Source organism: Streptomyces sp. SM1 (assembly GCF_002910825.1).
Lineage (GTDB): Bacteria > Actinomycetota > Actinomycetes > Streptomycetales > Streptomycetaceae > Streptomyces > Streptomyces okerensis.
In genome coordinates, this window is the sequence record NZ_NEUB01000165.1 from 1 (window position 1) to 5,999 (window position 5,999).

The window sequence follows — 5,999 nt, forward strand, 5'->3', positions numbered from 1 at the left end:
GGCGGATCACGGCGGGAAGCCGACGGGCTCCTGTGAGCGCTCAGCGCCGCCGGGTGAGGTCCGGCGGGGTCGGTGACCGGTGGGCGACCGGGTCGGCATCCGGGGCCTGAGCCGCTGGCGGTGCTTTCCGGCGCCTGCCGGGGTGGCGAAGGAGGCCGTGCCGGATTCCCGTCCGCGCGGGCTCCGCTGCGCGCGCTGTCGGGCGAGTCCGGTGCGCCTCGGTGGCCGGTGGCCGGTGGCCGGCGGCTGGTGGCCCGTGGCTGGTGGCAGCGGGGGAGTCGGCGACCGGCGTGGGAGGCGTGCTGGACGCCGTCCTTCCGCGGGGTCGCCAACCGGGTCCTGAGCCGCTGGGGGTGCTTCCCGCACGGGCCGGGTGGCGGGGGAGGCGGTTTCGTCCGCGCCGGTCCCGCTGCGCGTTGTCGGGCGAGTCCGGTGCGCCTCGGTGGCCGGTGGCCGGTGGCCGGTGGCAGCGGGGGGTCGGGGACCGGCGGGGGAGGCGTGCTGGCCCCCCGGAACCCCGCCGGGCAGGCGTCGTGCTCACGTCCCCGGCGGTGTCGTCGCGCGGGCGATCAGCAGGGCCACGTCGTCGAAGTTGTCGGGTTCGTGCAGGGTGCGCAGGAGCAGGTCGCAGACCTCCTCCAGGGAGCCGCCGGGCCGGTCCAGCAGGGCGAGCAGCCGGTCGAGGCGCTCGTCCAGGGGGTGCCGGCGGGTCTCGACGAGACCGTCGGTGTAGAACACCAGCCGGTCGCCCGGCTCCAGCTCGACGGTGGTCGTGGAGAACGCGACCCCGCCGACGCCCAGCGGCACCCCCGTGGGCAGATCGAGGAGTTCGGACACGTGGCCCGTCCGGACCCTGGCGGGCGGCAGGTGCCCGGCGTTGGCGATGACGCACTGCCGTTCGCGCGGATCGTGGACGGCGTAGACACAGGTGGCGATCACCTGGTCCAGCCCGCCGGTGATCCGGTCCAGGTGGTCCAGGAGCACGGCCGGGTCCAGGCCGAGCGAGGCCAGGGTGTGCGTCGCCGTGCGCAGCCGGCCCATGGCGGCCGCGGCGGGGATACCGCTGCCCATCACGTCCCCCACGACGAGGGCCGTCCGGTCGCCCCCCAGCGGGATCACGTCGAACCAGTCGCCGCCGACCTCGCTGGTGGTGCCGGCCGGCTGGTAGCGGGAGGCGACCTCGAGCCCGCCCGTCATGGACGGGTGGCTCGGCAGCAGACTGCGCTGCAGGGTGAGGGCGGTGTCGCGGGCGTTCTGGTACCAGCGGGCGTTGTCGATCTGCACGGCCGCGCGGGAGGCCAGCTCCCGCGCGAGCAGCAGGTCGTCCTCGTCGAAGGGGCGGGGGGTGCGGGTGCGGGTGAGGTCGAGGGCACCGAGCACTTCCCCGCGCGCGATCAGCGGCACGGCCAGATACGAGTGGACACCCGCCCGCGCCAGCAGCGCCGCCGCCTCCGGGGAGCGGGCGATCCGCGCGAGATCCTCGTCCTTCACCTGTGGCACCATCACGGGCCGCCCGGTGCGTACGCACTCGGTGATCAGCCGGTCCGGAGCGTACTGGGTCACCGTGCCCGGCGGGTCGGCCGCCGGCAGGACGTCGGCCGCGTCCACCGAGCGCACCGCCAGTGCCCGCATGACCGCCGGCTCGGTGGGGCCGAGGGTGCTGCGACGGCCCCGCACCACCGCGTCCAGCAGGTCCACCGCCGCCGCGTCGGCCAGCTCCGGCACGGCCACGTCGGCGAGTTCACCGGCGGTGTGGTCGAGCTCGAGCGTGGTGCCGATCCGGGCGGAGGCGTCGGCGATCACGGCGAGCCGCCGCCGCGCGCGCTCGGCCTCGGCGTTCGCCCGGTACTGCTCGGTGATGTCCACCACCGAGACGGCCACGCCCAGCACCGTCCCGAGCGCGTTCTCCAGCCGGTACAGGGAGACGGACCAGGCGTGGTCCTCGTCCGGGTCGGCCGGGGTGCGGCCGCTCGTGAACCGGTCGATGAGGGGCCGGCCGGTGTCCAGGACCTGACGCGCGGCCCCCTCGATCGTGTCCGCGTCCAGATGCGGCAGCACCTCCCGCATCGTGCGGCCCAGGTGCTGCGCCGCGGGGATACCGTTGATCTGCTCCAGCGCCGGGTTCACCGAGACGTACCGCAGACCGATGCCGAGCACGGCCAGGCCGATGGGGGACTGGGCGACGATCCGGGTGGACAGGGCCACATCCTGCTCCAGCCTGCGCACGGTCGACTGGTCCACCGCGAGGCCGAGCGCGTACACGTTCCCCCGGGCGTCCAGCAGCCGCATGTTGCGGAACTCCACCAGCCGGGTGTCGCCGTCCCTGCGCCGGATCGGGAAGGCCCCGGCCCGGCTCAGGCCGGTGCGCATGACGTCGGCGAACAGTTCCACCACGAGGTCCAGGTGTTCCTCGTGCACCATGATCCGGGCGGCGTACTGGCCCAGCGCCTCCCGCGCGCTGTACCCGAACAGCTCCTCGGCCTGCGGGCTCCACAGCACGACCCGCCCCTCGGTGTCGAGGACCACCGAGGCGACGCGCAGCACGTCGAGCAGGCCAGTGGGACGCACCGGCCCGTCCCCGCCGGCCGGGGGTGACCCCGCTGCACTCATCCCGCGCCCCGCCTTCGCCGATTTGCCGCCGGCCCGTCGTCACCGTGCCGACACCCCTTGTTCTACCGCGCGAGGGGGGCATTTTTCCGCCGCTCCTGCCGTTCGGTTCCAGCTTCTCCCACCTTCGGGGCGGGCGCCCCGTGAAACGGTCACCGCCGCGGCGGTGCGCGGACGCTGCTTCCCCACGCCGTGCCGTGCCGTGTGTGTGGTGCTTTGCTGAGTGAGGGGTGGGGCGGGGTGGCCACGAGAGGAGCGATCACCATGAGCAGCCGGCAACCGCACCCGGAGTCCGTCTCGGTCGAGATCAGCGGATGCAGCAAGGACGACGCCCGGATCGTCTTCGACACGCTGTGCGAGTGTTTCTCGTCCGACCGGTGCTCCGACGACGTACCCGAGGAGTTCCACGAGACGCGGCCCACGGTGTGGCTCGGCACGTTCGACGTCGCCGACGCGCACGAGGGCGGCGTCCGCCCGGCCCGCCTGTCGTCGTCGGTCGACGCCGACGTGCACGGCGGCTACTGGGCGATCGACCGGTTCCGCACCACGCTCGACTCCCTGTTCACGGTGCACGACCTGACCACGGTCCCGGGAGACCAGGAGGAGGAACTGCACGTCCGTCTCGAGAGCGGGTGACGCCTCTTCGGTCCCTGTGCTCTCCGTCACCTTTATGCAACTAGTTGCATAAGTGGGTGCGCGTGCCTTACAACTACAGGCACGACACCGCGCACGGAGGGCCCGATGAGCCGATACCCGCACCTGCTGAGCCCCCTCGACCTGGGCTTCACCACCCTGCCCAACCGGGTACTGATGGGCTCCATGCATGTCGGCCTGGAGGAGGCCGAGGGCGGCTTCTCCCGTATGGCCGAGTTCTACGCCGCCCGTGTCCGCGGCGGTGTGGGCCTCATCGTCACCGGCGGTATCGCCCCCAACGACGAGGGACGGCCCTACGAGGGCGGCGCCCGGCTCACCACCGAGGCCGAGGCGGACCAGCACCGGGTCGTCACCGCCGCCGTGCACGACGAGGGCGGGCGCATCGCGATGCAGATCCTGCACTTCGGCCGCTACGCCTACCACCGGGACCTGGTCGCCCCCAGCCCCCTCCAGGCGCCGATCAGCCCCTTCGAGCCCCGCGAGCTCACCGAGGCGGACATCGAGCGCACCATCGGCGACTACGTCCGCGCCGCCCGCCTCGCCCGGCGGGCCGGCTACGACGGCGTCGAGATCATGGGCTCCGAGGGCTATCTGATCAACGAGTTCATCGCCCGGCAGACCAACCACCGCACCGACCGCTGGGGCGGCTCCTACGAGAACCGGATGCGCTTCCCCGTGGAGATCGTCCGCCGGGTGCGCGAGGCGGTCGGCGAGGACTTCATCGTCATCTACCGGCTCTCCATGCTCGACCTCGTACCCGGCGGCTCCACCCTGGACGAGGTCATCACCCTCGCCAGGGCCGTCGAGGCCGCCGGCGCCACCATCATCAACACCGGCATCGGCTGGCACGAGGCCCGCATCCCCACCATCGCCACCTCGGTGCCGCGCGGCGCCTACACCTGGGTGACCAAGCGGCTCATGGGCGAGGTGTCGGTCCCGCTCGTCACCACCAACCGCATCAACACCCCGGAACTCGCCGAGCGGCTGCTCGCCGAAGGCACCGCCGACATGGTGTCGATGGCCCGCCCGATGCTCGCCGACCCCGACTTCGTCGCGAAGGCCGCGGACGGCCGCCCCGAGGCGATCAACACCTGCATCGGCTGCAACCAGGCCTGCCTCGACCACACCTTCAGCGGGCAGATCACCTCCTGTCTGGTCAATCCGCGCGCCTGCCACGAGACCGAGCTGGTCCTCTCCCCGACCCGCCGCCGCAAGCGGGTCGCGGTCGTCGGCGCCGGCCCGGCCGGCCTCGCCTGCGCGGTCAGCGCCGCCGAACGCGGCCACGACGTCACCCTGTTCGACGCCGGGAGCGAGATCGGCGGACAGCTCAACGTCGCCCGCAAGGTCCCCGGCAAGCAGGAGTTCGACGAGACCCTGCGCTACTTCCGCACGCGGCTCGCCGAACTGGCCGTCGGCCTGCGCCTGGACACCCGCGTCACCGCCGACGACGTGGCGGGACACGACGAGATCGTCGTCGCCACCGGTGTGAGCCCGCGCCTCCCGGACATCCCCGGCGTCGATCACTCGAGCGTGCTGGGCTACCTCGACGTGCTCCGCGACGGTGCCCCCGTGGGCGACCGGGTCGCGATCCTCGGCGCGGGCGGTATCGGCTTCGACGTCGCCGAGTTCCTCACCGACGGCGGCGACAAGGCGCACGAGGACCCCGAGACGTACTTCCGCCAGTGGGGCGTCGACCTGGACTACCGCGCCCCCGGCGGCCTCGCCGCACCCGAGCGTCCCGCCCCGCCTCGCACCGTCCACCTGCTGCAGCGCAAGACGTCGAAGGTCGGCGCCGGTCTCGGCAAGACCACCGGCTGGATCCACCGCACCGAGCTCAGGCACCGTGGCGTGACCATGGTCCCGGGGGTGCGCTACGACCGGATCGACGACGCCGGGCTGCACCTCACCGTCGACGGAGAGAGCACCGTCCTGGAGGTCGACACGATCGTCCTGTGCACCGGGCAGGAGCCGCGCCGCGACCTGTACGACACCCTGCTCGCCGCCGGCCGTCCCGTCCACCTGATCGGCGGCGCCGACGTGGCCGCCGAACTGGACGCCAAGCGCGCCATCAAGCAGGGCACCGAACTGGCGGCGGCGCTGTAGGGGCGGCGCGGACCGTCCCTAGGATGAGCCCATGTCACTCCCGCACGCGATCCTCACCGCCCTGCTCGAGAAGCCGTCGGCGGGGCTGGAGCTGACGCGCCGGTTCGACCGGTCGATCGGCTACTTCTGGTCCGCGACGCACCAGCAGATCTATCGCGAGCTGGCGAAACTGGAGGCCGAGGGCCTGATCAGGGCCCTGCCCTCCGAACAGCCGGCCCGGGGGCAGAAGAAGGCGTACGAGGTGCTGCCGGCGGGCCGGGACGAACTGGCCCGCTGGACCGCCGCGTCCCAGGATCCCAAGCCGCTCCGCGACGTGATGCTGCTGCGGCTGAGGGCGGCGGCCGTGGTCGGCACCGAGGGTCTGCAGGCCGATCTGCGCCGCCACCGGGAGTCGCACGGGCGGCAGCTGGAGGAGTACCGCGAGATCGAACGGCGCGACTTCCCGCCCGGCACGGACGGGCCGCAGGACCGGCTGCGGCATCTGGTGCTGCGGGCCGGCATCGACCTGGAGACGTTCTGGACCCAGTGGCTCGACCACGCGCTGGCGGAGTTCGACCGGCTGCCGCGGACGGAGGGGCCCGAGCGGCCCGGCGCACGGAAGGCATGACCGCGCCGGACCGCGGGGGTGGGTCGAC

4 protein-coding genes are annotated in these 5,999 nt (G+C 73.2%); 3 read left to right on the forward strand and 1 reads right to left on the reverse strand.

Annotated elements, in window-relative coordinates; all coding sequences use genetic code 11:
• Positions 1-537: 537 nt before the first annotated feature.
• Entirely contained in the window at positions 538-2,610 is a 2,073-nt protein-coding gene (locus B9S61_RS03675) for a SpoIIE family protein phosphatase (protein WP_103540893.1), read from the reverse strand.
• 261 nt (positions 2,611-2,871) lie between these two features.
• Here B9S61_RS03675 and B9S61_RS03680 point away from each other — a divergent pair, with 261 nt between their 5' ends.
• From B9S61_RS03680 to B9S61_RS03690, 3 genes are all read left to right on the forward strand, one after another.
• Positions 2,872-3,243 carry a hypothetical protein gene (locus tag B9S61_RS03680; protein ID WP_103540894.1) on the forward strand — a complete coding sequence of 124 codons (372 nt, stop codon included), beginning with the start codon at positions 2,872-2,874 and terminating at the stop codon, positions 3,241-3,243.
• Positions 3,244-3,348: 105 nt separating this feature from the next.
• Positions 3,349-5,364, forward strand: coding sequence for an NADPH-dependent 2,4-dienoyl-CoA reductase (locus B9S61_RS03685; RefSeq protein ID WP_103540895.1), 2,016 nt, complete (start codon positions 3,349-3,351; stop codon positions 5,362-5,364).
• A 31-nt stretch (positions 5,365-5,395) separates the two neighbouring features.
• Positions 5,396-5,971, forward strand: coding sequence for a PadR family transcriptional regulator (locus tag B9S61_RS03690; RefSeq protein WP_103540896.1), 576 nt, complete (start codon positions 5,396-5,398; stop codon positions 5,969-5,971).
• The last annotated feature ends 28 nt before the right edge of the window (positions 5,972-5,999 follow it).

Coding starts and splice junctions, on each gene's coding strand:
- B9S61_RS03685 (WP_103540895.1), top strand. CDS start 3,349: ATGAGCCGATACCCGCACCTGCTGAGCCCCCTCGACCTGGGCTTCACC.
- B9S61_RS03680 (WP_103540894.1), top strand. CDS start 2,872: ATGAGCAGCCGGCAACCGCACCCGGAGTCCGTCTCGGTCGAGATCAGC.
- B9S61_RS03675 (WP_103540893.1), bottom strand. CDS start 2,610: ATGAGTGCAGCGGGGTCACCCCCGGCCGGCGGGGACGGGCCGGTGCGT.
- B9S61_RS03690 (WP_103540896.1), top strand. CDS start 5,396: ATGTCACTCCCGCACGCGATCCTCACCGCCCTGCTCGAGAAGCCGTCG.